Source organism: Streptomyces endophyticus (genome assembly GCF_035798155.1).
Taxonomy (GTDB): domain Bacteria; phylum Actinomycetota; class Actinomycetes; order Streptomycetales; family Streptomycetaceae; genus Streptomyces; species Streptomyces endophyticus.
This window is the reverse complement of the sequence record NZ_JAOZYC010000142.1, coordinates 1-24,068: the sequence shown is the minus strand read 5'-3', so window position 1 is coordinate 24,068 and position 24,068 is coordinate 1. Positions and strand designations below refer to the sequence as shown.

General features: G+C 68.9%; 19 protein-coding genes and 1 pseudogene. 17 read left to right on the top strand and 3 right to left on the bottom strand.

Annotated elements, in window-relative coordinates:
- Positions 1-14: 14 nt before the first annotated feature.
- On the bottom strand, positions 15-857 hold the full coding sequence (locus OKJ99_RS26615; protein ID WP_326020072.1) for a hypothetical protein: 843 nt from the start codon (positions 855-857) through the stop codon (positions 15-17).
- 66 nt (positions 858-923) lie between these two features.
- Positions 924-1,220 carry a hypothetical protein gene (locus OKJ99_RS26610; protein ID WP_326020071.1) on the bottom strand — a complete coding sequence of 99 codons (297 nt, stop codon included), beginning with the start codon at positions 1,218-1,220 and terminating at the stop codon, positions 924-926.
- A gap of 306 nt (positions 1,221-1,526) precedes the next feature.
- On the opposite strand from OKJ99_RS26610, the gene OKJ99_RS26605 reads away from it, so the two are divergent.
- The 13 genes from OKJ99_RS26605 (at position 1,527) to OKJ99_RS26545 (ending at position 19,225) form a co-directional block, all read left to right on the top strand.
- The gene (locus OKJ99_RS26605; RefSeq protein ID WP_326020070.1) at positions 1,527-3,836 is read left to right on the top strand and encodes an ABC transporter substrate-binding protein; all 2,310 of its coding nucleotides are present in this window, start codon (positions 1,527-1,529) and stop codon (positions 3,834-3,836) included.
- Between the two features lie 175 nt (positions 3,837-4,011).
- Positions 4,012-5,919 carry a translational GTPase TypA gene (typA, locus tag OKJ99_RS26600; protein WP_326020069.1) on the top strand — a complete coding sequence of 636 codons (1,908 nt, stop codon included), beginning with the start codon at positions 4,012-4,014 and terminating at the stop codon, positions 5,917-5,919.
- A gap of 735 nt (positions 5,920-6,654) precedes the next feature.
- The gene (locus OKJ99_RS26595; RefSeq protein ID WP_326020068.1) at positions 6,655-7,686 is read left to right on the top strand and encodes an ABC transporter permease; all 1,032 of its coding nucleotides are present in this window, start codon (positions 6,655-6,657) and stop codon (positions 7,684-7,686) included.
- A 106-nt stretch (positions 7,687-7,792) separates the two neighbouring features.
- Positions 7,793-9,589 (top strand): ABC transporter substrate-binding protein, encoded by a 1,797-nt coding sequence (locus tag OKJ99_RS26590; protein ID WP_326020067.1) that lies wholly within the window; start codon positions 7,793-7,795, stop codon positions 9,587-9,589.
- Positions 9,590-9,702: 113 nt separating this feature from the next.
- Positions 9,703-10,680: an ABC transporter permease gene (locus tag OKJ99_RS26585; protein WP_326020066.1), complete on the top strand. Its 978-nt coding sequence runs from the start codon at positions 9,703-9,705 to the stop codon at positions 10,678-10,680.
- Positions 10,681-10,690: 10 nt separating this feature from the next.
- Positions 10,691-11,752 carry an ABC transporter ATP-binding protein gene (locus tag OKJ99_RS26580; protein ID WP_326020065.1) on the top strand — a complete coding sequence of 354 codons (1,062 nt, stop codon included), beginning with the start codon at positions 10,691-10,693 and terminating at the stop codon, positions 11,750-11,752.
- A gap of 27 nt (positions 11,753-11,779) precedes the next feature.
- Positions 11,780-12,907: an ABC transporter ATP-binding protein gene (locus OKJ99_RS26575; protein ID WP_326020064.1), complete on the top strand. Its 1,128-nt coding sequence runs from the start codon at positions 11,780-11,782 to the stop codon at positions 12,905-12,907.
- A gap of 142 nt (positions 12,908-13,049) precedes the next feature.
- A complete protein-coding gene (locus OKJ99_RS26570) occupies positions 13,050-13,514 on the top strand; it encodes a GNAT family N-acetyltransferase (protein ID WP_326020063.1) in 465 nt (154 codons plus the stop codon).
- 114 nt (positions 13,515-13,628) lie between these two features.
- Complete coding sequence (locus tag OKJ99_RS26565) at positions 13,629-15,245, top strand: peptide ABC transporter substrate-binding protein (RefSeq protein WP_326020062.1); 1,617 nt, start codon at positions 13,629-13,631, stop codon at positions 15,243-15,245.
- Between the two features lie 36 nt (positions 15,246-15,281).
- Complete coding sequence (locus OKJ99_RS26560; protein ID WP_326020061.1) at positions 15,282-16,205, top strand: ABC transporter permease; 924 nt, start codon at positions 15,282-15,284, stop codon at positions 16,203-16,205.
- Positions 16,198-17,121: an ABC transporter permease gene (locus OKJ99_RS26555; RefSeq protein ID WP_326020060.1), complete on the top strand. Its 924-nt coding sequence runs from the start codon at positions 16,198-16,200 to the stop codon at positions 17,119-17,121. The genes OKJ99_RS26560 and OKJ99_RS26555 overlap by 8 nt, the downstream gene beginning before the upstream one ends.
- A 6-nt stretch (positions 17,122-17,127) precedes the next feature.
- Positions 17,128-18,114, top strand: coding sequence for an ABC transporter ATP-binding protein (locus OKJ99_RS26550; protein WP_326020059.1), 987 nt, complete (start codon positions 17,128-17,130; stop codon positions 18,112-18,114).
- Entirely contained in the window at positions 18,098-19,225 is a 1,128-nt protein-coding gene (locus OKJ99_RS26545) for an ABC transporter ATP-binding protein (protein WP_326020058.1), read from the top strand. The genes OKJ99_RS26550 and OKJ99_RS26545 overlap by 17 nt, the downstream gene beginning before the upstream one ends.
- Positions 19,226-19,357: 132 nt before the next feature.
- On the opposite strand, the gene OKJ99_RS26540 is transcribed toward OKJ99_RS26545, so the two are convergent.
- Entirely contained in the window at positions 19,358-21,472 is a 2,115-nt protein-coding gene (locus OKJ99_RS26540) for a S9 family peptidase (protein ID WP_326020057.1), read from the bottom strand.
- A 281-nt stretch (positions 21,473-21,753) separates the two neighbouring features.
- On the opposite strand from OKJ99_RS26540, the gene OKJ99_RS26535 reads away from it, so the two are divergent.
- The 4 genes and pseudogenes from OKJ99_RS26535 to OKJ99_RS26520 form a co-directional block, all read left to right on the top strand.
- A complete protein-coding gene (locus OKJ99_RS26535; protein ID WP_326020056.1) occupies positions 21,754-21,948 on the top strand; it encodes a hypothetical protein in 195 nt (64 codons plus the stop codon).
- Positions 21,949-21,979: 31 nt separating this feature from the next.
- The gene (gene mshB, locus OKJ99_RS26530; RefSeq protein ID WP_326020055.1) at positions 21,980-22,882 is read left to right on the top strand and encodes an N-acetyl-1-D-myo-inositol-2-amino-2-deoxy-alpha-D-glucopyranoside deacetylase; all 903 of its coding nucleotides are present in this window, start codon (positions 21,980-21,982) and stop codon (positions 22,880-22,882) included.
- Positions 22,879-23,349, top strand: a complete 471-nt coding sequence (locus OKJ99_RS26525; protein ID WP_326020054.1) for a DUF6113 family protein — start codon at positions 22,879-22,881, stop codon at positions 23,347-23,349. The genes mshB and OKJ99_RS26525 overlap by 4 nt, the downstream gene beginning before the upstream one ends.
- Before the next feature lie 153 nt (positions 23,350-23,502).
- A pseudogene (locus OKJ99_RS26520) lies at positions 23,503-24,068 on the top strand (hypothetical protein); the annotation flags it as partial.

Sequence of the window (24,068 nt, the reverse complement as noted above, 5' to 3'; positions counted from 1 at the left end):
GAAGGCCCCAACCATTAGAAGAACCGCGGATCGTCGAAGGCGCCGGACGCGACCAGGTACACGTAGAAGTCGGCGAGCGCGACGCTCACCAACGAGGCCCAGGCGAGCAGCATGTGACGGCCGTTCAGTTTCCCGACCCAGCCCCAGAGCCGATAGCGCACCGGGTGTTTCGAGAAGTGCTTGAGGCGTCCGCCCACGATGTGCCGGCACGAGTGGCAGGAGATGGTGTAGGCCCAGATCAGCGCGATGTTCAGCAGGAAGACCAGCGTGCCGAGGCCCATGTGGCCCCACTCGTAGTTCTCGTCGCGGAACGACAGCACCGTGTCGTAGGACAGGATGCAGGCGACGAGGACGGCCGCGTAGAAGAAGTAGCGGTGGATGTTCTGCAGGATCAGCGGGAACCGCGTCTCACCGCTGTACTTCTTGTGCGGCTCGGCCACCGCGCAGGCCGGCGGTGACGCCCAGAAGCCGCGGTAATAGGCCTTGCGGTAGTAGTAGCAGGTCAGCCGGAAGCCGAGCGGGAAGATCAGGATGAGCAGGGCGGGGGACAGGCCCCACCAGCCGCCGAAGATCTCCCAGTTGGGGCCGTGCCGCATCGGTTCGCAGTTCTCCGCGAGGCAGGGCGAGTAGAACGGCGAGACGTAGGGGGCCGCGTAGTAGTCGGCGTTCGCGAAGGCCCGCCACGTCGAGTAGACGATGAAGGCGAGCAGTCCGCCCGCGGTCGCGGCCGGAGCCAGCCACCAGCGGTCCGTGCGCAGATGGGGCGCGGCGATCGCGGCCCGGGTCCGGCCTCGGACGCCGGTGCCGCCTTTGGTATGGGGGTCTTCGGTACTGGTGGGTTCCGTGCCGGTGGCCAACGAAGCCTCCGCTCGCAGGGACGGGGGACGGGGACGGGGGTCGGGAAGGGAGTGGACGAGGGCGGGTCAGGGCGCGTGCCGGTCCCGCGCGCCGAGCCCCTCGTCGTCCGAGTCGGTCCACAGGGACCTGTCGTACGGGGCGTCGGGGATCGTCACGAGGTCGGGGCGGTGCGGCTTGTCCGGGCTCGCGGCCGACTCGCGCAGCAGGGCGACGCTCTCGCGCAGATGCGCGGTGTCGGCGCGCACTCGGCGCAGATCCGGTCCTCCCGCGACGCCGTCGAGCTGGGGCTGGAGGCGCCCCACGGCGCGCGCGAGGTCGTCGACGCAGCGCTGAACCGCCGTCAAGTCGTCGTGCAGGGACATGACTTGGCCTCACTTCCGCTGGTGCGGCGGAGTTGCTCATGCGCCTGCGAGTGTCGCGCGTCACATTGCCGTTTGTGAAGGGATCCGTGCGGATTGCCGGTGCACGCCGTGGTGCGCGCCCGCGAATTCGCGCCGTCGGGGCGGGCGCCGCCGTGGGCCCCTTTGGGCCGCACGGGTGGCTTCCGGGCGGCCTACGGGCGTGTCGGACGGCACCTCTCCCCGGATCCACTTCAGTTGGCCGATAGATGTGATCAGCTCCATATACCGCCAAACGAGACAAACCGGCCAGCCCCGGAGGTACCCGTGATGCCCCACATCCCCAGGCGCCCAGGAGCCGCCGCACGCTCGGCCGCGTTCCTCGTGAGCGGTGCGCTCGCCGTGACCGCGCTCGCCGGGTGTGGCTCCGACGACCAGGCGGGCCGGCCCGCCGCCGGGCCCGACGTCGCCTCGGCCGCCCGTACGCAGGTCAAGGACGGTGGCACGCTGCGGTGGGCGATCGACGACGTGCCGCAGACCCTCAACTCCTTCCAGGCCGACGCGGACGCGGCCACGAGCCGGGTCACCGGCGCCGTGCTGCCCTCGATGTTCCGGCTCGACGCACAGGGCCGCCCGCAGGTCGACCCCGACTACCTGGAGAAGGCAGAGGTCATCAAGACCGAGCCCAAGCAGGTCGTGCTGTACAAGCTGAACCAGCAGGCGGTGTGGAGCGACGGCCGGGAGATCGGCGCCGCCGACTTCGCCGCGCAGTGGCGCGCCCTGTCCGGCAGGAACAGCGCGTACTGGACCGCCCACAACGCGGGCTACAACCGCATCGAGAACGTCGAGCGCGGCAAGAACGACCTGGAGGTGCGGGTCACCTTCGCCAAGCCGTACGCGGACTGGCGCTCGCTGTTCTCACCGCTGTACCCCAAGGACGTCATGGGGACCCCGGACGCCTTCAACGAGGGCGCGCGCGGCAAGCTCAAGGTGACCGCGGGCCCCTTCGCGCTCGACAAGGTCGACCGGGGCGACAAGCAGGTCACGCTGGAGCGCAACCCCCGCTGGTGGGGCCGCCCGGCCAAGCTCGAGAAGGTGCAGCTCACCGCCGTGCCGCGCGACAAGCGGTCCGCCGCGCTCGCCGCGGGCAAGCTGGACCTCGCCGATGTCGACCCGCAGTCCGCGGGGCGCATCGCGTACGCCGCCCGCGACAAGGGCGCGTCGGGCCCGCTCGCGCACGGACCCGGCGCCGGCGTCACCTCCGGTGAGGCGCTGCGCTCCTGGGCGCGGGCGCACAACGAGGACTGGGAGGTCGCCGAGGCGGAGCTGGAGGCCCGCGCGAAGACCCGCAAGGCCGTGGACAAGTACGCGAAGGAGCAGGCGGGGCTGAACGGCTTCGTCGTCCGCAAGTCGCTCGAACCCGCCTACACGCAGCTCGCCCTGAACGGTTCGAGCGGTCCGCTCGCCGACGAGCGGGTGCGCCAGGCCGTGGCCCGCGCCCTCGACCGCGGCAAGCTCGCCCAGAGCGTGCTCAAGCCGCTCGGTCTTCCGGCCGCGACCGTCGGCAGCCACCTCGCCCTCTCCGGCCAGAACGCGTACGCCGACAACAGCGACGCCCTCGGCAAGCAGGACGCCGGCAAGGCGCAGGCGCTGCTCGCGGAGGCGGGCTGGGTGCGCGGCGGCCCGGTCGAGGAGAAGCAGCAGAAGCCCAGGACGGCGGGCGGCAAGGCGGAGGGCGCCGCGGCCGAGTCCGACGACGGCACGTACATCATGGGAGAGGACGACCAGAAGGCGGGCGACGACGCGAAGCCCGGCGACGCCGCGCCCCCGCTGCTCGGACCCGGTGCCCTCGCCGCCGCGCAGCACTCCGCGCTGCTGCACCAGGCCGACGCCGCGAAGGTGCGCTCCGCCGAGCGGGAGGGCAAGCACGCGGGCGACGCCAAGCAGGGCGCGGCCCCCGGCGCGTACGCCCCGAAGGGGACCCCCGCCCCGCAGCAGGCCGCCGCGAAGGACGCAGGCGAGGCAGGTGGCAAGGAGGGGGCCAAGGCCGGTGCCGCCTCGGGGCAGCTCGCCAAGGACGGCAAGCCGCTGACCCTGAACTTCGTGCTGCCCTCCGGCCCCGACGCCGAGCAGCTGCAGACCGTCGCCGACCGGATCTCGACCATGCTGCAGAAGATCGGCGTCCGCACGGACATCACGAAGGTCGACGACGAGACCTACTTCAAGGACCACATCGCGGCGGGCGATTACGACCTGGCGCTGTACTCGTGGCCCGGCTCCGCCTACCCGGCCACCGACGCCCGCCCGATCTACGCCAAGCCGGTCCCGGCCGCCGACGGCGAGCTCACGGTCGAGCAGAACTACACCCGGGTCGGCACCGACCACATCGACCAGCTCTTCGACCAGGCCGTCGGGGAGCTCGACCAGGACAAGGAGCGCTCGCTCGTCCGGCAGGCGGACGAGCGCATCTGGGCCACCGCAGGATCGATTCCGCTCTACCAGCGGCCCGAACTGGTGGCGGCGAAGGCGAACCTGGTGAACGCCGGGGCGTTCGGCTTCCAGGAGCCCTCCTATGAGGACATCGGCTTCCTGAAGCCGGGTGCCAAGCCCACCGGATCACCTACAGAGGATGCTGGCTGACCTGCGGTTTTCCCGGGCGGGCCGACGCTTCGGCGGTGGCCCGCCCGGCCCGGCGGAGCCGGTGGCCGTCAAGCCACGTACCATGGGGTGAGGCCGTGGCGTGTCCAGCCCGGCAGGGCGCGTGTACCAAAGAAGTACGCGCAGCCGACCCTTCACTCCGGGAGTACGCCGCAATATGGCCACGCGCCACGACATCCGTAACGTTGCCATCGTCGCTCACGTCGACCACGGCAAGACGACCATCGTCGACGCCATGCTCAAGCAGGCCGGCTCCTTCGCCGCGCACGCTGCAGAGTCGCTCGACGACCGCATGATGGACTCGAACGACCTGGAGCGTGAGAAGGGCATCACGATCCTCGCCAAGAACACGGCGGTGAAGTATCACCCCAAGGATGGCGGCGAGGTCATCACGATCAACATCATCGACACCCCCGGCCACGCCGACTTCGGTGGTGAGGTCGAGCGCGGTCTGTCGATGGTGGACGCGGTGGTGCTCCTCGTGGACGCCTCCGAGGGCCCGCTGCCGCAGACCCGCTTCGTGCTCGGCAAGGCGCTCAAGCAGCGGCTGCCCGTCATCCTGTGCATCAACAAGACGGACCGGCCCGACTCGCGCATCGACGAGGTCGTCAACGAGACGTACGACCTCTTCCTCGACCTGGATGCCGACGAGGACCAGATCGAGTTCCCGATCGTCTACGCCTGTGGTCGTGACGGCATCGCCTCGCTGACCAAGCCGGACGACGGCACGGTCCCGGCCGACTCCACCAACCTGGAGCCGTTCTTCTCCACGATCCTGGAGTCCGTGCCGGCCCCGACGTACGAGGAGGACGCGCCGCTCCAGGCCCACGTCACCAACCTCGACGCCGACAACTTCCTCGGCCGTATCGCGCTGCTCCGCGTCGAGCAGGGCGAGCTGCGCAAGGGCCAGACGGTCGCGTGGATGAAGCGCGACGGCACGGTCCAGAACGTCCGCATCAGCGAGCTGATGATGACGGAGGCGCTGACCCGCAAGCCCGCAGAGGTCGCCGGCCCCGGTGACATCTGCGCCGTCGCGGGCATCCCCGACATCATGATCGGCGAGACCCTGGCCGACCCGGAGAACCCGGTCGCCCTGCCGCTGATCACGGTGGACCAGCCCGCGATCTCCATGACCATCGGTACGAACACCTCGCCGCTGGTCGGCCGCGGTGGCACGGGCAAGGGCGCGGACGCCAAGGCGGCCGTCAAGGACCGCAAGGTCACCGCCCGCCAGGTCAAGGACCGCCTGCAGCGCGAGCTTGTCGGTAACGTCTCGCTGCGCGTCCTGGAGACCGAGCGCCCCGACGCCTGGGAGGTGCAGGGCCGCGGTGAGCTGGCGCTGGCCATCCTCGTCGAGCAGATGCGCCGTGAGGGCTTCGAGCTGACGATCGGCAAGCCGCAGGTCGTCACCAAGCAGGTCGACGGCAAGACGCACGAGCCGGTCGAGCGCATGACCGTCGACGTCCCCGAGGAGCACATGGGCGCCGTCACGCAGCTCATGGGCGTCCGCAAGGGCCGCATGGACAACATGTCGAACCACGGCTCCGGCTGGGTCCGCATGGAGTTCGTCGTCCCGTCCCGTGGCCTCATCGGCTTCCGTACGGAGTTCCTGACGAACACCCGCGGCACGGGCATCGCCCACTCGATCCACGAGGGCCACGAGCCGTGGTTCGGCACGCTGACGACCCGTAACAACGGCTCGCTGGTCGCCGACCGCGCCGGCGCGGTCACCCCCTTCGCGATGATGAACCTCCAGGAGCGCGGTGTGCTGTTCACCGAGCCCGGCACCGAGGTGTACGAGGGCATGATCGTCGGTGAGAACTCGCGCGCCGACGACATGGACGTGAACATCACCAAGGAGAAGAAGCTCACCAACATGCGCGCCGCGTCCGCGGACAACACGGAGAACGTGGTCCCGGCCCGCAAGCTCTCCCTGGAGCAGTCCCTGGAGTTCTGCCGCGACGACGAGTGCGTCGAGGTGACCCCGGAGGCCGTCCGCATCCGCAAGGTCGTCCTGGACCACAAGGAGCGCGGCCGCAGCGCTTCGCGCGCCAAGCACAACTGACCTGACGGCAGTTGGGCCCGGTACCCCCGAGGGGGGTGCCGGGCCTTTTGCGTTGCCGCTAGTCTTCACGCGGTCTACGCGCAGTGATATGCCCGGTTGTGGTGTCTCCCAACAGAGGGTCAAAATCCGGTTGAGCGCAAGTGATTAAGTCCATCCCGCAGTCCGGAATGCGGACGCCGGTGGTCGATAGGTATGTAACACGTCCGTTTCGTGGCCCTCTATCTCGGATCTGTTTGTCCGGATTTTGGGAGAAGTACGCATCAGGTGTGATCGAACCGAGACCAAAAGAGTGTGGTCGCGACAGCGACTGTGGCTAATAGTGGTCCGCGTAGAGCTCGGGTCAAAGGGTCACGCGCTAATGGGGGGGCGGCGACTCGCGAGCGCACTGAGGCAGCGTCAACTTCGCCGTCAGGGGTGTCGGCCGGTTGGCGATCTTCTGCCTCCACTTGCAGTGAACGAGTGGACTCATGAGGAGGAACCCATGCAAGGTGCCGCATGCGCCATATGGGTCGCATCGTCCAGGACAGCAGGTGTTGGCCCCGCGGGAGTGTTCAGTCCCACGCCGGCGGCCGAGGTGACGATCCGGCGCTGCGACAGCTTTTGACACTTCCTCAGGGGTGGGCTCACCCCAGTCGTCAGTCCCTCTCGCGCGCTTCGAGTGACGTACGCCGTGCGACGGCCGCCGGATCGTTTTTACCTTCCGACGGCTTCCAACACCTGTGAAATGGACGAATCATGACAAGTCCAATCGAGATTGAGGGCGCCGAGACCTCTTCCGCCTTGGACAAGGAGAGCGCGCCGCAGGGCGACGCGAAGGAGCCCAAGAAGCTCGAGGGGCGCAGCCCCGGCCAGTTGATGTGGCGGCGCTTCAAGCGGGACAGGACGGGCGTCATATCCGCCTGGATCGTTCTGGCCTTCTTCGTGATAGCCGCGCTCGCCCCGGTCATCTGCAAGCTGTACGGCCAGGACCCGTACACCTTCTACGGCCAGGACGACCCCACGCTCCTCAACGAGTTCAACCTGCCGGCAGGTCCCAACGGCGGCATGTCGCCGGAGCACTGGTTCGGCATCGACCCGAACTACGGGCGCGACGTCTTCGCGTATCTGCTCTACGGCATGCGTACGTCGCTCTACACCGCCCTGTGCGCGACGATCGGCATGGTGCTCCTCGGCGTCGTGATCGGCCTCGCGGCCGGCTACTTCGGCGGCAAGATCGACTACTGGCTCGGCCGCCTCACCGACTTCATGATGGCGCTGCCCAACCAGCTGTTCATGGTCGCGGCCATGCCCGTCATCGTCACCGTCTTCGTGGCTCCCGACGAGGAGACGCCGGTCTACGTCCGCTTCCTCGCCATCACCGGCATCATGTGGATGCTCACCTGGATGACCCTGGCCCGCCTGGTGCGTGCGGTGACGCTGTCGCTGCGCGAGCGGGAGTTCGTGGAGGCGGCGAAGGTCGCGGGCGCCTCGCCCTGGCGGATCATCCGCAAGGAGTTGCTGCCCAACCTGGTGACGCCGATCATCGTGCAGGGCACCTACCTGCTTCCCAGCACCATCCTCTCGGTCGCCTTCCTCTCCTTCGTCGGCGTCGGCTACCAAGACCCCACGCCCGACTGGGGCTTGATGTTCGCTACCGCGGCGAAGATCTACGAGGTGGACCCGACCTACTTGTACTTCCCGGGTGTCGCCATGGTCGTTTTCTTCGTGGCGTTCAACCTCTTCGGTGACTCGGTCCGGGACGCGTTCGATCCCAAGACCGGACGCTGAGCAGGCCTCACCGAGGGTCGCTGCCACCCGGGCGCCGGACCGACACAGCCGGATGCGTCAGGCAGCACACAAGGATCACTACTCACAGGCAGGTGGATTCAACTCCATGAGCATCCTTCGTTCGCGCACGGCGCAGGCGACGATCGTCGCCGCCGCTGTCGGCGCCCTCACGCTGACCGGTTGCAGCAGTGGCAGCAACGACAACGACAAGTCCGTGGGCAAGTCCAAGGACGACGCGAAGGCCCAGGCCAAGCCGGTCGTCATGGGTACCGCGCAGCAGTCCGTCGGCCCGGCCAAGGCGGTCCCGGGCGCCAAGAAGGGCGGCTTCGCCCAGGTCTACCAGGAGACCGACTTCTCGCACCTGGACCCGGGCCAGATATACGTCTCCGACGCCGGTCTGCTCTCCAAGCTCCTCTACCGCGGCCTGACCACGTACACCGAGGACGACAAGGGCACCCAGACGGTCGTCGGTGACCTCGCCAAGGACGCGGGCAAGTCCTCGGACGGCGGCAAGACCTGGACCTTCGAGCTGAAGGACGGGGTCAAGGACGAGAACGGCCGCACCATCACCTCGGCCGACATCCGCCACTCCATCGAGCGCCTGTACTCCTCGTTCCTGACGGACGGTCCGACGTACATCCAGCAGTGGCTGTCCGGCTCCGGCACCTCGTACCGCAAGGCGTACGCCGGCCCCTACAAGGGCAAGCACCTGCCGGACTCGGTCCTGGACACGCCGGACGACAAGACCATCGTCTTCCACTTCAAGGAAGCCCACACCGACGCCCCGCAGGCCCTGGCCATGGCGGCGTACTCGGTCGTGCCCGAGAAGACGGACACCAAGCAGAAGTACGACCAGAAGCCGGTCGCCACCGGCCCGTACAAGATCTCCGCCTACAAGCCGGGCAAGAGCCTCAAGCTCGTCCGCAACGACCAGTGGGACGAGAAGACGGACCCGATGCGCCACAACTACGTGGACGGGTTCAACATCGACTACAACGTCTCCAAGGCCGACCAGACCAAGACGATCCTGGCCGACCGCGGTGAGGCCAAGAACGCCGTCATGTTCTCCGGCCAGATCGACGCCACTCAGCTGCAGAAGATCACGACCGACAAGAAGGTCATGAAGCGCACGGTGCAGGGCTACGGCCCGTACGTGTGGCAGCTGAACATGAACATGGACCGCATCAAGGACAAGAAGATCCGCGATGCCATCGCCCTGGCGATCCCGGCCACCGCGGCCGGTCACGCCGACGGCGGCGCCTACGGCGGTGACGCCGCCAACTCGCTGACGTCGCCCTCCACTCCGGGCTACGACGAGAAGTTCGACCCGTTCAACCGGGCCAAGAAGGCGAACGGCGACATCGAGAAGGCCAAGAAGCTCATCGACGAGGCCGGCGCCAAGGGCAAGAAGCTCGTCTACGCCTACGCCAACGTCCCCGTCCGCGTCACGCAGGCGAACCTGATCATCAACAACCTGGAGAAGATCGGGCTCGACATCCAGAAGAAGGAAGTTGACCAAGCCACCTGGTACGAGCAGATGGGCAAGGTCAAGAACGGCATGGACCTGTACATGACCGGCTGGGGCCAGGACTGGGCCGACGGCAACACCGTCTTCCCGCCGTCCTACGACGGTGCCAACATCCAGGACGGCGCCTCCAACTACTCCCACGTGAACGACAAGCACGTGAACGCCGAGAGCGCCCGCATCCAGAAGATCGCGGACGCGGCCGAGCGCGCCAAGGAGTACGCGAAGCTCTCCGAGTACATCTCGACGAAGATCAACCCGGCCGCCCCGATCTACTACACCAAGATCTTCCAGATCGCCGGCTCCAACGTGGGCGGCCTGCGCTACTCGTCGGTGACCAACTACACCGACCCGACGCGGATCTTCCTCAAGAAGTAGTTCGCACAAGGCAGTTCCCGGGGGCGAGGGCGCGGCGGAGCCCTCGCCCCCGGGCCGCCGCACAATCCCCTCCTGGTCTCCCACCGCCGCCGTCCTGAGAGCAGCTTTCTGCCATGCTTCGATTTCTCATACGCCGGACGTCTGGCGCAGCACTCATCCTTCTGCTGATCAGCGCCTTCACGTTCTTCATGTACTTCGCCATCCCACAGGACCCGGCGACGCTCGCGTGCGGCAAGAACTGCACCCCGGACGCGCTGGCGCTCATTCACAAGAACCTGGGGCTCGACAAGCCGCTTCCGGTGCAGTACTGGGAGTTCCTCAGGGGGATCTTCGTCGGCCGTGACTTCGCGGTGGGCCACTGCGACGCCCCGTGCTTCGGCGTCTCGTTCCGGAACAACCAGATGGTCTGGGACACGATGATGGACCGTCTCCCGCTGACGCTCTCGCTCATGCTCGGCGGCCTGGTCGTCTTCCTCATCGTCGGTCTGGGGGCCGGTCTGACCGCCGCCCGCTTCCGCGGCACCTGGATCGACAAGCTCTTCTCCGGCGCCTCCCTGGTGACCAGCTCGTTCCAGATCTACCTGCTCGGCCCGATCGTGCTGGGCATCTTCGTCTACAGCACCGGCTGGCTGAAGGCGCCCAAGTACGTGTCGTTCTGGGAGAACCCGGCGTCCTGGTTCATGGGCCTGCTGATCCCCTGGATCGTGATGGCGACGATCTTCACCGCCAACTACACGCGTATGTCGCGCTCCTCGATGATCGAGCAGCTCCAGGAGGAGCACGTCAGGGCCGCCAAGGCCAAGGGCATGAGCAGTCGCTTCGTCTTCTTCCGGTACGCCTGGCGCGGCTCGCTCATCCCGATCATCACCATCCTCGGCATGGACATCGCCTCGCTGCTCAGCGGCGGCATGGTCACCGAGCTGACCTTCAACCTCTCGGGCATGGGCCGGCTGGCGATCGATTCGGTCACCGGCAAGGACCTGCCCGTCCTCATGGGCGTGATGATCGTCAGCGCCGCCTTCATCATCCTCTGCAATATCGTCGTGGACGCCCTGTACGCCGTGATCGACCCGCGCGTGCGGCTGTCCTAGGAGAACCCCCGTGACCACACTCACCAAGCCCGAGGACGCCCCGGCCCCGACCGGTTCCGACGCGTTCCTCTCGGTACGCGACCTGCGGGTGCAGTTCTCCACAGAGGACGGCGCCGTCAAGGCGGTGGACGGCCTCTCCTTCGACCTCGAGCGCGGCAAGACGCTCGGCATCGTCGGCGAGTCCGGTTCCGGCAAGTCGGTCACCAACCTGACCGTGCTCGGCCTGCACCCCAAGAAGAACACCACCATCGACGGCGAGATCCTCTTTGACGGCAAGGAGCTTCTCACCGCCACGGAGCCCGAGATGGAGAAGCTCCGCGGCAACAAGATGGCGATGATCTTCCAGGACTCGCTGACCGCCCTGTCGCCGTACTACACGGTGGGGCGGCAGATCGCCGAACCGTTCCGCAAGCACACCGGAGCCTCCAAGAAGGAGGGCCGGGACCGTGCCATCGAGATGCTCGAAAAGGTCGGCATCCCGCAGCCCAAGCAGCGCGTCGACGACTACCCGCACCAGTTCTCCGGCGGTATGCGCCAGCGCGCCATGATCGCCATGTCGCTCGCCTGCAACCCCGAGCTGCTCATCGCCGACGAGCCGACCACGGCCCTCGACGTGACGGTCCAGGCGCAGATCCTCGACCTGCTCAAGGACCTGCAGCAGGAGTTCGGCTCCGCGATCATCATGATCACCCACGACCTGGGCGTCGTCGCGAACATGGCCGACGACCTGCTCGTGATGTACGCGGGCCGGGCCGTCGAGCGCGGCAGCGTGCGCGAGGTGCTCAAGCAGCCCCAGCACCCTTACACCTGGGGCCTGTTGGGTTCGATGCCGCGCCTGACCTCGGACATCGACGAGCCGCTGATGCCGATCCCCGGCTCGCCGCCGTCGCTGCTCAATCCGCCCTCGGGCTGCCCGTTCCACCCGCGCTGCGCCTTCACCGACAAGGTGACGGGCGATCGCTGCTCGGGCGAGCGACCGCAGCTCCCGGACGGGCGCGGCTCCGCCTGTCACCTGACGGCGGACCAGAAGCAGCAGGTGTTCATCGAGACGATTCAGCCCCGGCTGGGCTGAGCTGAAACCGGCGACTGGGGCATGACCATGAGCGACAACAACACCAACACCACTACGGCGGTCGCCGACGCGATCCCCGGCCAGCGCGACAGCGACACCGCGCCGCTGCTCCAGGTCCGGGATCTGCGGAAGCACTTCCCGATCAAGGGCGGCTTCCCGATCCGCCGCACCGTCGGTGCGGTCAAGGCCGTCGACGGCGTGGACTTCGAGGTCTACGAGGGTGAGAGCCTGGGCCTCGTCGGCGAGTCCGGCTGCGGCAAGTCGACCACGGGCCGCCTCCTGACCCGCCTGTACGAGCCCACGCAGGGCACGATCACGTACAAGGGCCAGGACATCAGCCACGCGACCCGCAGGCAGCTGGCGCCGATCAGGTCCGAGATCCAGATGATCTTCCAGGACCCGTACGCGTCCCTGAACCCGCGGCAGACGGTCGGTTCGATCATCGCGGGACCGATGGAGATCAACGGGATCAACCCGCCCGGTGGCCGGGAGGCGCGCGTACGCGAACTCCTGGAGATCGTGGGCCTGAACCCGGAGCACTACAACCGCTTCCCGCACGAGTTCTCCGGCGGTCAGCGTCAGCGCATCGGGGTCGCCCGCGCGGTGGCCCTGGAGCCGAAGCTGATCGTCGCCGACGAGCCCGTCTCGGCGCTCGACGTGTCGATCCAGGCGCAGGTCGTGAACCTCCTCCAGAAGGTTCAGCGGGAGATGGGCATCGCGTTCGTCTTCATCGCCCACGACCTGGCCATCGTGCGGCACTTCTCGCAGCGCGTCGCCGTGATGTACCTCGGCAAGATCATGGAGATCGCGGACCGCGACTCGCTCTACAACCGCCCGCGTCACCCGTACACGCACGCGCTGATGTCGGCCGTGCCGGAGGCGGACCTCGACGTCGAGAAGCGGGAGCGGATCCGGCTGGAGGGCGACGTGCCCTCCCCGATCATGCCGCCGTCCGGCTGCCGGTTCCGCACGCGGTGCTGGAAGGCGCAGGACAAGTGCGCCACGGAGGAACCCCCTCTGGTCCAGATCTCCGGCAACAGGTCCGGGCACCTCACGGCCTGCCACTTCCCTGAGGAGCCGACCATCGAGGCGCGTGCCGAGGACATCGTCCTCGACCCGGCCCTCGCGGCCCTCGAGAGCGACGACAAGTCCTGAAACCCGCCCGACGCCCGGCCCCGGTGTTCTCACCGGGACCGGGCGCCGGCATGTCCGGGCGTGTTCCGTCCTCTTGCGGAGGCTGCCGCGTCCCGAGAAGCCGACCGTTGACGAGGATCATCCCCGGGGCTTTGCTGGCCCGATGTCCAGCATCCGCATCGAAAAGGTGAACGGCGACGCCTCGGCCCACGCCTGGCGGCACGTCCACAACCACGTCATCCCCACGCACCACCTGTCCCTCGACGACGTACGCGAGCGTTCCGGGCGCAACGTTCTGGAAGTCGCCCATCTCGACGACACCCTCATCGGCTGCACGACCGTGCGCCCGCCCACGAGCGAGACGCCGGCGGCGACCGTCATCGCCCGCGTCCTCCCCGACCATCGTGGTCGGGGCTACGGCGTGCAGTTGTACGAGCGTGCTCTCGCGCAGGCGAGGGAGCTCGGCGCCGAGGACATCGAGACGGTGGTGCTGACGTCCAACGAGGACGGTCTTCGTTTCGCGCGGCAGCGTGGGTTCGTCGTGATCGAGGAGTATGTGCTGCCGGGCGAGACGATTCCCTGGGTCGATCTCCGATTGCGGGCCGACGTGCCCGGTGCGGGGGAGTGACGGCGACCTCCCCGCTGCCCCGCCCTCAGATGGGTGACATAACAGGCGTATCCGGTCCTCCGCGGGTCCAATAGCTCCAAGGCTCGTCCCCGTACCGCCCTCTGGAGGACCCTGATGCGCCTCGGCCTGCGTACCGGCGCTCTGGCCGCCGCCCTGGTGCTGGCCGTGCCCTGGCTCGCGTCGTGCGGTGCCACGGCCACCGAGTCGGGTGTCGTGCGGGCGAAGTGGGGCGACCCGCAGAACCCGCTGGAACCCGCCAACACCAACGAGGTCAACGGCGGCAAGGTCCTCGACATGATCTTCCGGGGGCTCAAGCTCTACAACCCCGACACCGCCGAGCCCGAGTACGCCGTCGCCAAGTCGATCTCCAGCGACGACGCGCAGAACTTCAAGGTCACGCTGAAGGACGGCTGGAAGTTCGCGGACGGCACGAAGGTCACCTCGCAGTCGTTCGTCGACGCCTGGAACTACGCCGCCTACCTGCCCAACGCGCAGATCGGCGCCGACTTCTTCGGCTACATCGACGGATACGACAAGGTCCACCCCGACAAGGGGAAGCCCACGGCGAAGAAGCTGTCGGGGCTCAAGGTCGTCGACGACACGCACTTCACGGTCAAGCTGAACCAGAAGTTCTCGCTGTTCCCCGACATGCTCGGCTACGCCGCCTTCTCGCCGCTGCCGAAGAAGTTCTTCACCGACCACGACGCCTGGCTGGAGAAGCCCTTCGGCAACGGCCCGTACGAGGTCACGGACTACGAGCGCGGCGGCCGCATGAAGCTGCGCCTCAACGACCAGTACAACGGCACCAAGCCCCGCAACAAGGGCGTCGACCTGCTCGTCTACACCGACGACAACACCGCGTACACCGATGTCGTGGCCGGCCAGCTCGACGTGACCGACGCCGTCCCCGCCGAGCAGCTCAGCAACCTCCACAAGGACATCGACAACCGGTACATCAACACCCCGGCCGGCATCATCCAGACGCTGATGTTCCCCATGTACGACAAGGAGTGGGCCACCGCCGACGCCCTCAAGGTCCGCCGGGGCATCTCGCTGGCCATCAACCGCGAGCAGATCACCGACAAGATCTTCCAGAAGACCCGGATCCCGGCCAAGGACTGGACGTCCCCGGTGCTCCGCGACGAGGGCGGCTACAACCCCGACATCTGCGGCGACCGCTGCGAGTACAACCCCAAGAAGGCCAAGCAGCTGATCGACGAGGGCGGTGGCTTCCCCGGCGGCAGGCTCGTGCTCAGCTACAACGCCGACACCGGCAACCACAAGCAGTGGATCGACGCCATCTGCAACAGCGTCAACCGGGTCATGGGCAACTCGAAGGCCTGCGTCGGCAACCCGGTGGGCACCTTCGCCGACTTCCGTACGCAGATCCAGAGCGGCAAGTTCAGCGGCCCGTTCCGCAGCGGCTGGCAGATGGACTACCCGCTGATCCAGAACTTCCTGCAGCCCGTCTACACCACGGGCGCCCCCAGCAACGACGGCAAGTGGAGCGACAAGCGGTTCGACGCGCTGATCAACAAGGCCAACGCGGACCCGGACCCGAAGAGCGCGATCAAGGACTTCCAGGACTCCGAGCGGATCCTCGCCGAGCAGTTGCCGGCGATCCCGCTCTGGTACCAGAACGGCACCGCCGTCTACGGCACCCGCGTGCACGACGTGAAGCTCAACCCCTTCAGCGTGCCGGTCTTCGAGGAGATGACCGTCAATGACTGAGAACCACGACCGCTCGGGTTACGTGAGGGAGGTGCCGTGGGGCGTTATGTGATCCGACGGCTGCTGCAGATGATCCCGGTGTTCATCGGCACCACGCTGCTGATCTTCCTCATGGTCAACGTCATGGGTGACCCGACGGCGGCGCTCTGCGGCGACAAGGCCTGCGACCCGGCCACCCAGGCGGCGCTGCGCGAGCAGTTCCACCTCGACAAGCCGCTGGTGCAGCAGTACCTGATCTACCTCGGCAACATCTTCCAGGGCGACTTCGGCACCGCCTTCAACGGAGACTCCGTCTCCGATCTGATGCTGCGCGCCTACCCCGTCACCATCAAGCTGACGTTCGTGGCGATCGTCTTCGAGATCGTCATCGGCATCGGCCTCGGCGTCATCACCGGTCTGCGCCGCGGCAAGCCCATCGACACGGGCGTGCTCGTCCTGACCCTGGTCGTGATCTCCGTGCCGACCTTCGTCACCGGCCTCGTCGCCCAGCTCTTGTTCGGCATGCAGTGGGGGATCGTCAAGCCCTCGGTGGCGTACGAGGCGCCGCTGAGCGAGCTGATCCTGCCGGGCCTCGTCCTCGCCTCGGTCTCCCTCGCGTACGTGACCCGGCTGACCCGCACGTCCGTCGCCGAGAACGCCCGCTCCGACTACGTCCGCACCGCCGTCGCCAAGGGTCTGCCACGGCGCCGCATCATCTGGCGGCACCTGCTGCGCAACTCGCTGATCCCGGTGGTCACGTTCATCGGCACCGACATCGGCGCCCTGATGGGCGGGGCCATCGTGACCGAGCGGATCTTCAACATCCGCGGCGTCGGCTACCAGCTCTACCAGGGCATCCTGCACCAGTCCTCGCCGACCGTGGTCGGCTTCGTGACCGTCCTGGTGATCGTCTTCCTGCTCGCCAACCTCATCGTCGACCTGCTCTACGCCGTCCTTGACCCGAGGATCCGCTATGCCTGAGCCCGTCACTCCGGTCACCGTCGAGGCCCAGCTGACTCCTGGCGCGCCCGAGGGCGGCGGCGCCGAGGGGCCCGCGCGCTCGCTGTGGTCGGACGCCTGGCGCTCGCTGCGCCGCAATCCGGTCTTCATCGTCTCGGCGCTGATCATCCTGTTCCTGGTGATCGTCGCGATCTGGCCGCAGCTGCTCGCGAGCGGCGACCCCAACGACTGCGACCTCGCCCACGGCCAGGACACGTCCAGCTCCGGGCATCCCTTCGGCTACGACGCGCAGGGCTGCGATGTGTACACGCGCACCGTGTACGGGGCCCGGGCCTCGATCACCGTCGGCGTGTGCGCTACCGCCGGGGTGGCGCTGCTCGGCGGGATCCTGGGCGCGCTCGCCGGCTTCTTCGGGCGGTGGGCGGACGCCCTGCTGTCCCGCGTCGCCGACATCTTCTTCGGCATCCCGGTCATCCTCGGCGGCCTCGTCCTGCTGTCCGTGGTGACCTCGACGACGGTGTGGCCGGTGGTCGGGTTCATCGTGCTGCTCGGCTGGCCGCAGATCTCCCGTATCGCCCGCGGCTCCGTCATCACGGTCAAGGAGAACGACTACGTGCACGCGGCGCGCACCCTCGGCGCCTCCAACTCCCGGATCCTGCTGCGCCACATCCTGCCGAACGCGATCGCCCCGGTGATCGTCGTCGCGACCATCGCGCTCGGCACGTACATCGCCCTGGAGGCGACGCTCTCGTTCCTCGGCGTCGGCCTCAAGCCGCCCGCGGTCTCCTGGGGCATCGACATCTCCAACGCCGCCCCGTACATCCGCAACGCCCCGCACATGCTGCTGTACCCGGCGGGAGCGCTGGCCCTCACGGTGCTCGCGTTCATCATGCTCGGCGACGCGGTGCGCGACGCCCTCGACCCCAAGCTGAGGTAGCCGCACATGGCTCTGCTGGAAGTACGCGACCTGCACGTCGAGTTCCGTACGCGCGACGGAGTCGCCAAGGCGGTCAACGGCGTCAACTACACCGTCGACGCGGGGGAGACACTCGCCGTGCTCGGCGAGTCCGGCTCCGGGAAGTCCGTCACGGCGCAGGCCGTGATGGGCATCCTCGACATGCCGCCGGGCCGGATCGCCAGTGGCGAGATCCTGTTCAAGGACAAGGACCTGCTGAACCTCAAGGAGGAGGAACGGCGGAGGATCCGCGGCGCCGAGATGGCGATGATCTTCCAGGACGCGCTGTCGTCGCTGAACCCCGTCCTCACGGTGGGGGAGCAGATCGGCGAGCTGTTCGTCGTCCACAAGGGGATGTCCAAGAAGGACGCGCGGGCCAGGGCCGTCGAGCTGATGGACCGGGTGCGCATCCCGGCCGCGAAGGAGCGGGTGAGCCAGTACCCGCACCAGTTCTCCGGCGGGATGCGCCAGCGCATCATGATCGCGATGGCGCTCGCCCTTGAGCCCTCGCTGATCATCGCCGACGAGCCGACGACCGCCCTCGACGTCACCGTGCAGGCCCAGGTCATGGACCTCCTCGCCGAGTTGCAGCGCGAGCTCAACATGGGGCTGATCCTCATCACGCACGACCTGGGTGTCGTCGCGGACGTCGCCGACAAGATCGCCGTCATGTACGCGGGCCGGATCGTCGAGCAGGCGCCGGTGCACGAGATCTACAAGGCGCCCGCCCACCCGTACACCAAGGGCCTGTTGGAGTCGATCCCGCGCCTCGACCAGAAGGGCCAGGAGCTCTTCGCCATCAAGGGGCTCCCGCCGAACCTCATGCACATCCCGCCCGGCTGCGCCTTCAACCCGCGCTGCCCGATGGCCCAGGACGTGTGCCGCACGGACGTCCCGCCGCTTGCCCGCGTCTCCGAAGAACGCCGCAGCGCCTGCCACTTCTGGAAGGAGACGCTCGATGCCGCAGCAAGGTAAGCACGTGAGCAAGGACGACCTGAAGCGCGAGGGCAGGATCGCCGAGCACCTCCTCCACAAGGCACAGGCGGAGAACGACTACGCGGAGAACGGCTCGGCCTCGGGGCACGAACCCCTCCTCCAGGTACGCGGGTTGACCAAGCACTACCCGCTCACCCAGGGCGTCCTCGTCAAGAAGCAGATCGGCTCGGTGAAGGCCGTCGACGGGGTGGACTTCGACCTCGGGCAGGGCGAGACGCTCGGCATCGTCGGGGAGTCCGGCTGCGGCAAGTCCACGGTCGCCAAGATGCTGGTGAACCTGGAGCGGCCGACGGCCGGCGTCATCAAGTACAAGGGCGAGGACATCACCACGCTGTCCGGCCGCGCCCTGAAGGCGGTCCGGCGCAACATCCAGATGGTGTTCCAGGACCCCTACACGTCGCTCAACCCCCGTATGACGGTCGGCGACATCATCGGGGAGCCGTACGAGATCCATCCCGAGGTGGCCCCGAAGGGCGACCGCAGGAAGAAGGTCCAGGACCTCCTCGATGTCGTCGGGCTCAACCCGGAGTACATCAACCGGTACCCGCACCAGTTCTCCGGCGGCCAGCGCCAGCGCATCGGCATCGCGCGCGGGCTGGCGCTGCGCCCGGAGGTCATCGTCGCGGACGAGCCGGTGTCCGCGCTCGACGTGTCGGTGCAGGCGCAGGTGATCAACCTCCTGGACCGGCTCCAGAACGAGTTCGACCTTTCGTACGTCTTCATCGCCCACGACCTGTCGATCGTGCGGCACATCTCCGACCGGGTCGGCGTGATGTACCTGGGCCGCATCGCCGAGATCGGCTCGGACGCCGAGATCTACGACTACCCGACGCACCCCTACACGCAGGCGCTGCTCTCCGCGGTGCCGGTGCCCGACCCGGAGGCGCGCGAGGGCCGCGAGCGCATCCTGCTCTCCGGCGACGTGCCCTCGCCCGCCAACCCGCCCTCCGGCTGTCACTTCCGCACCCGCTGCTGGAAGGCGCAGCAGCGTTGTGCGGACGAGGAGCCGGTGCTGGCCGTGCCCGAGGTCTTCCGGGGCGGCGACACCCCGGCGAGCCACCCCTCGGCCTGCCACTTCGCCGAGGTCTGACGGGTCTTTACACGCAGGCAATCCGGCCGACGCGGTGCCGATATGTGACCCGGCCAGAGTGTCTCGTGTACGGCCGTGCGGGTGCCGTGAGCCGGGCCGGAGCGCATGTCGCTCCGGCCCGGTGGCCGTGCGCTACAGCCCCAACGACCGCTTCAGGAAGTCGACCTGGAGCAGCAGCAGGTTCTCGGCGACCTGCTCCTGGGGCGTCATGTGGGTCACGCCGGACAGCGGGAGCACCTCGTGCGGGCGGCCGTCCGCGAGCAGTGCGGAGGACAGCCGCAGGGCGTGCGCCACGACCACGTTGTCGTCCGCGAGCCCGTGCACGATGAGCATCGGCCGGTGCTGCTCGGCGGCCTCCGTGAGCCCGTCGTCGGTCACCAGGGAGCTCTTCGCGTACGTCTCGGGGGACGCGGCCGGGTCGCCCAGGTAGCGCTCCGTGTAGTGCGTGTCGTACAGCCGCCAGTCCGTGACCGGGGCACCCGCGATGCCCGCGTGGAAGACGTCGGGGCGGCGCAGCACGGCGAGCGCCGACAGGTAGCCGCCGTAACTCCAGCCGCGCATCGCGACCTTGGAGAGGTCGAGCGGGAACCGTTCTGCGAGCGCGTGCAGCGCCGTGACCTGGTCGTCGAGGGTGAGCGTGAAGTCACCGTGGATCGACTTCTCGCGGCCGGGCGAGACACCGGGCGTGCCCCGGCCGTCCGCGACGATCACCGCGAAGCCCTGGTCGGCGAACCACTGCGAGGTCAGATGGGGGTTGTGGGCCGCCACGACGCGCTGCCCGTGCGGGCCGCCATAGGGGTCCATGAGGACCGGAAGGGGACCGTCCCCCTCCTCGTAGGAGGAGGGCAGGAGAACGGCGCACGGGATGCCCTCGGCCTCCGTGAGGGTGACGCGCGGGCTGAGCAGCGGGCGCTCGGCGTGCGAGGCGATGTCGACCGCCTTTTCGGGGGTCCTGCCCTCGCGCTCCACGCGCGCGTGTGCGCCGGGCCCATCGGGTGTGGCGCTCACGAGGACGGTGACGTCGCCCGAGCGGACCGCCGAGTGCACACCGGGCGTGGAGGTCACGCGCTGCACGCCGAGTTCGTTGACCCGGTAGACGTGCACCTCGCCGGTCTCCGGCGACGCGGCGTCGACCCCGGCCGAGGCGGAGACGAGCACGTCGCTCGCGCCCACGTCGAGCACCGCGCGGACGTGCAACTGGGGCCCGGTCAGCGGCCGCTCGCCCACCGCGAGGACCCGTGCGCCCCCCTCGTCGGCGATCCGCACGAGCTGTCCGCTCGGCGACCAGCAGGGCACGCCGGGCAGCAGTTCCAGCCACTCGTCGTCCTCGTCGGCGTGCACCATCCGCGTCGAGCCGTCGTCCGTGTTGGCCGCGAGGTAGAGCGCGCTGCGCTGGTCGCGGGCCTGGACCAGGAGCAGCGGGGCGCCGTCCGCCGACCAGTGCACGCGGGCCAGGTACGGGTACGCCTTGCGGTCCCAGGTCACCTCGGTGCGGTGGCCTTCGAGGTCGTACGCGAAGAGGCGCACGTCGGCGTTGGGCGTGCCGGCGCGCGGGTAGGCGACGCGGGCCGGCACCCGGTCGGGGTGCGCGGGGTCGGCGATCCACCAGCGCCGTACGTCGGCGTCGTCGGCGCGGGCCACGAGCAGGCGGTCCGAATCGGGTGACCACCAGTGGCCGCGGTACCGGGACATCTCCTCGGCCGCGGCGAACTCCGCGAGGCCGTACGTCACGGTCTCCGACTCCGGCTCCGCGAGCGCCCGGTCGTCCTCGCCCTCCGCGCCGACGACCCGCAGCGCGCCCCGGGCGACGTACGCGATGTGCCGTCCGTCGGGGGAGGGGCGCGGGTCCAACACGGGTCCCGGGACCCGCAGTTCCCGCGCGGTGCCGACGCGCAGCTCGGCCGCGAACAGGCGCCCCGACAGGGTGAACGCGGCCAACTCGGCGGCGGCGTCCGTCGCGTAGCCCACGATGCCCGCACCGCCCTCGCGGCTGCGCTCGCGCCGGGCCCGCTCCTCGGCCGACAGGTTCTCCGCGGCCCCGCCGAGCAGGGCCACCGGGTCGGCGGCCACCCGCTCCTGACCACCCGCCACGTCAAGCACCCACAGCGCGTTCGCCCGATCGGTACCCGAGGAGGAACGCAGAAAGACGACACGCTCGCCGTCCGGCGCCACCGTGAAGGCACGCGGCGCCCCCAACGTGAAGCGCTGGGTACGCGCGTGCTGACGGGGGAAGGTCTCGATGGTCATTGAGGCAGCCTAGGGCCCTCCTGGCGGATCCGGCTGGGTCCGGACGGCCGTGAACATTCGGTGCCGACAACGCCGCAGATGTGCGTGCCAGGGCCCGCGACTCCAGCAGGATCCGCCAGGAGGGCCCTGGGGAGAGATGAGGTCTGCGCGCCCCCGTGCGCTCCCGGTCGCATCGTGTGCTCCCCGATCGCGACTCGTGCGCGGGTACGGATAGTTATGATCGTTAGCACTGTGTGGGTACGAGTCCGTCGGCGACCGGATCACTTTGGAGGAGGACCGCTGTGGCACTCTCGATCTCGGCCGTGGTGCTGTTCGCGATCATTGTCTTCATCCTGATCAAGAAGTCGGGATTGAAAGCGGGGCACGCGGTGGTGTGTGTGCTCCTGGGTTTCTACCTGGCGAGTTCATCCATCGCCCCCACGATCCAGCAGCTGACGACGAACGTGGCGGACATGGTCGGCGGCATCAAGTTCTGACCGTGTCAGTGGGGCGTTCTAGGCTGTGGGCATGACGGAAATGCCAGGTAGGCGCCTGCTCCTCGTGCATGCGCACCCCGACGACGAGTCGATCAACAACGGCGCCACCATGGCCAAGTACGCCGCCGAAGGCGCCCAGGTCACGCTGGTGACCTGCACGCTCGGCGAAGAGGGCGAGGTCATTCCGGACGAACTGGCCCATCTCGCGCCGGACCGGGAGGATCTCCTCGGCCCGCACCGGATCGGCGAGTTGGCCGCCGCCATGAAGGAGCTCGGCGTCACCGACCACCGCTTCCTGGGCGGCCCCGGGCGTTTCCGCGACTCCGGAATGATGGGCGCCCCGCAGAACGAGCGGGAGGGCGCCTTCTGGTCCACCGATCTGGACGAGGCCGCCGCCCACCTCGTCGCCGTGATCCGCGAGACCCGCCCGCAGGTCCTGATCGCGTACGACCCCGACGGGGGCTACGGGCACCCCGACCACATCCAGGCCCACCGCGTCGCGATGCGCGCCGCCGACCTCGCCGCCGAGACCGCCTTCCGGCGCGACCTCGGGGAGCCGCACACGATCGCCAAGGTCTACTGGAACCGCGTGCCGCGCACGGTCGTCGAGGAGCGGTTCCGGTGGCTCGCGGGCGTGCTCGACGCCACACCTTTCGACGTCGCCGCCGTGGTGGACGACGTGCCGGGCGTCGTCGACGACGAGCGGATCACCGCGGCGGTCGACGGGCGGCCGTACGTCGAGCGGAAGGCGGCCGCGATGCGCGCGCACGCCACCCAGGTCGACGTGCCGGAGGCGGGCGCCGTCTTCGCGCTCTCCAACGGACTCGCGCAGCCGCTGTTCGACATCGAGTACTACGAGTTGGTGCGGGGCGAGCCCGGATCGCCGTACGAGAAGGACCTGTTCGAGGGTCTTGAGGGAGTGACCGAGCGATGAGCGGCGACAAGAACGGGCGGGCCGCGGCGTCCAGCGGCAAGGCGGCTCCCGCGGGGTCGGCTGCGCAGAACGTCGACCTGCCCTTCAGTTTCAGCGGGTTCGGAGCGGGGCGGACTGTCGCCCTGATTGTCCTTTTCATCCTCGGTGCGGTCGTCGCGGTCGGCGGGGCGCTCGTCCAAGGAGGCTGGTTCCCGGGCGGGTTGCTGCTCGCGCTCGTCGGGGCGATCGGCCTGTTCCACGGAGGGGCGCGCATCGCGCGCGGTCGCGCGGGGGCGATCGCGCCCGCGGCGGGCTGGGTGCTCGCGGTGATCCTGCTCACCGCGAGCCGCCCCGAGGGTGACTTCTTGTTCGGCGCGGGAGTCGGCTCGTACCTCTTCCTCCTCGGAGGGATGGCTGTCGCTGTGATGTGTGCCACCTTCTGGCTGCCGGGGCAACCACCCGTGCCCACCGCCCGACTTGGGAAGTGACGTAGCACTTTGGGTCGTCGTGCGGCGCGTCCGGTTCCGGATTCGTCATCCGTCGCACAGTGACTTCCGGCGGCGGCCAGTATGGTGGTGCGCGCCGCCGAGCAGCCCGCGAGAGGTCGAGACGGGCGGCGGAGCCAACCGGGAGAACCTGCCTTGAGCCGTGAAACTGACAGTTCGTCCTCCGGGCCCCAGGGGCGCGGCGCTGCCGCCTACCCGTCGGGGACGCCTCCGTACGGATCGCCCGCGCAGGGCGCGGCGTCCGGTGACGCCGATCCGACGCCGCCGGGCGACCAGGGCGCCCCGGAGTCACCCAAGACCGAGACGACGCTGACGACCCGGATCCGGATCAACATCCCCGGCTCCCGGCCGATCCCGCCCGTCGTCATGCGGACGCCGATGAGCGATGTCGACGCCAATCCGGAGAGCGGCGCCGGCAGGGGGGCCGACACGGGCCCCGCCGCCCCCGCGCCAGACGCGACGCAGGGCGGTCGCCCAGCGGCGCCCTCCTCGTACGGTGGCCCGGCGGACACGGGCTCCGCGCCCGCCGCCCCCGAGGCGTCCGCGCCCGCTGCTCCCGCGCCGCAGCGCGAGGAGAAGACGAGCGACTGGTTCGCGCCGCGCAGGTCGCGCGGCGGTCCCGCGACCGACGCGGTTCCGACGGTCGGCATGGGCGCCCCCACGCCGCCCGCCCCGGGCCCCAACGGCGGCGGCCCGTCCGG

Bases quoted from the DNA above. Each gene is read 5' to 3' on its own strand.
- OKJ99_RS26610 (WP_326020071.1), bottom strand. From the start codon at position 1,220: ATGTCCCTGCACGACGACTTGACGGCGGTTCAGCGCTGCGTCGACGAC.
- OKJ99_RS26605 (WP_326020070.1), top strand. From the start codon at position 1,527: ATGCCCCACATCCCCAGGCGCCCAGGAGCCGCCGCACGCTCGGCCGCG.
- typA (WP_326020069.1), top strand. From the start codon at position 4,012: ATGGCCACGCGCCACGACATCCGTAACGTTGCCATCGTCGCTCACGTC.
- OKJ99_RS26595 (WP_326020068.1), top strand. From the start codon at position 6,655: ATGACAAGTCCAATCGAGATTGAGGGCGCCGAGACCTCTTCCGCCTTG.
- OKJ99_RS26590 (WP_326020067.1), top strand. From the start codon at position 7,793: ATGAGCATCCTTCGTTCGCGCACGGCGCAGGCGACGATCGTCGCCGCC.
- OKJ99_RS26585 (WP_326020066.1), top strand. From the start codon at position 9,703: ATGCTTCGATTTCTCATACGCCGGACGTCTGGCGCAGCACTCATCCTT.
- OKJ99_RS26575 (WP_326020064.1), top strand. From the start codon at position 11,780: ATGAGCGACAACAACACCAACACCACTACGGCGGTCGCCGACGCGATC.
- OKJ99_RS26570 (WP_326020063.1), top strand. From the start codon at position 13,050: ATGTCCAGCATCCGCATCGAAAAGGTGAACGGCGACGCCTCGGCCCAC.
- OKJ99_RS26565 (WP_326020062.1), top strand. From the start codon at position 13,629: ATGCGCCTCGGCCTGCGTACCGGCGCTCTGGCCGCCGCCCTGGTGCTG.
- OKJ99_RS26555 (WP_326020060.1), top strand. From the start codon at position 16,198: ATGCCTGAGCCCGTCACTCCGGTCACCGTCGAGGCCCAGCTGACTCCT.
- OKJ99_RS26550 (WP_326020059.1), top strand. From the start codon at position 17,128: ATGGCTCTGCTGGAAGTACGCGACCTGCACGTCGAGTTCCGTACGCGC.
- OKJ99_RS26545 (WP_326020058.1), top strand. From the start codon at position 18,098: ATGCCGCAGCAAGGTAAGCACGTGAGCAAGGACGACCTGAAGCGCGAG.
- OKJ99_RS26540 (WP_326020057.1), bottom strand. From the start codon at position 21,472: ATGACCATCGAGACCTTCCCCCGTCAGCACGCGCGTACCCAGCGCTTC.
- mshB (WP_326020055.1), top strand. From the start codon at position 21,980: ATGACGGAAATGCCAGGTAGGCGCCTGCTCCTCGTGCATGCGCACCCC.
- OKJ99_RS26525 (WP_326020054.1), top strand. From the start codon at position 22,879: ATGAGCGGCGACAAGAACGGGCGGGCCGCGGCGTCCAGCGGCAAGGCG.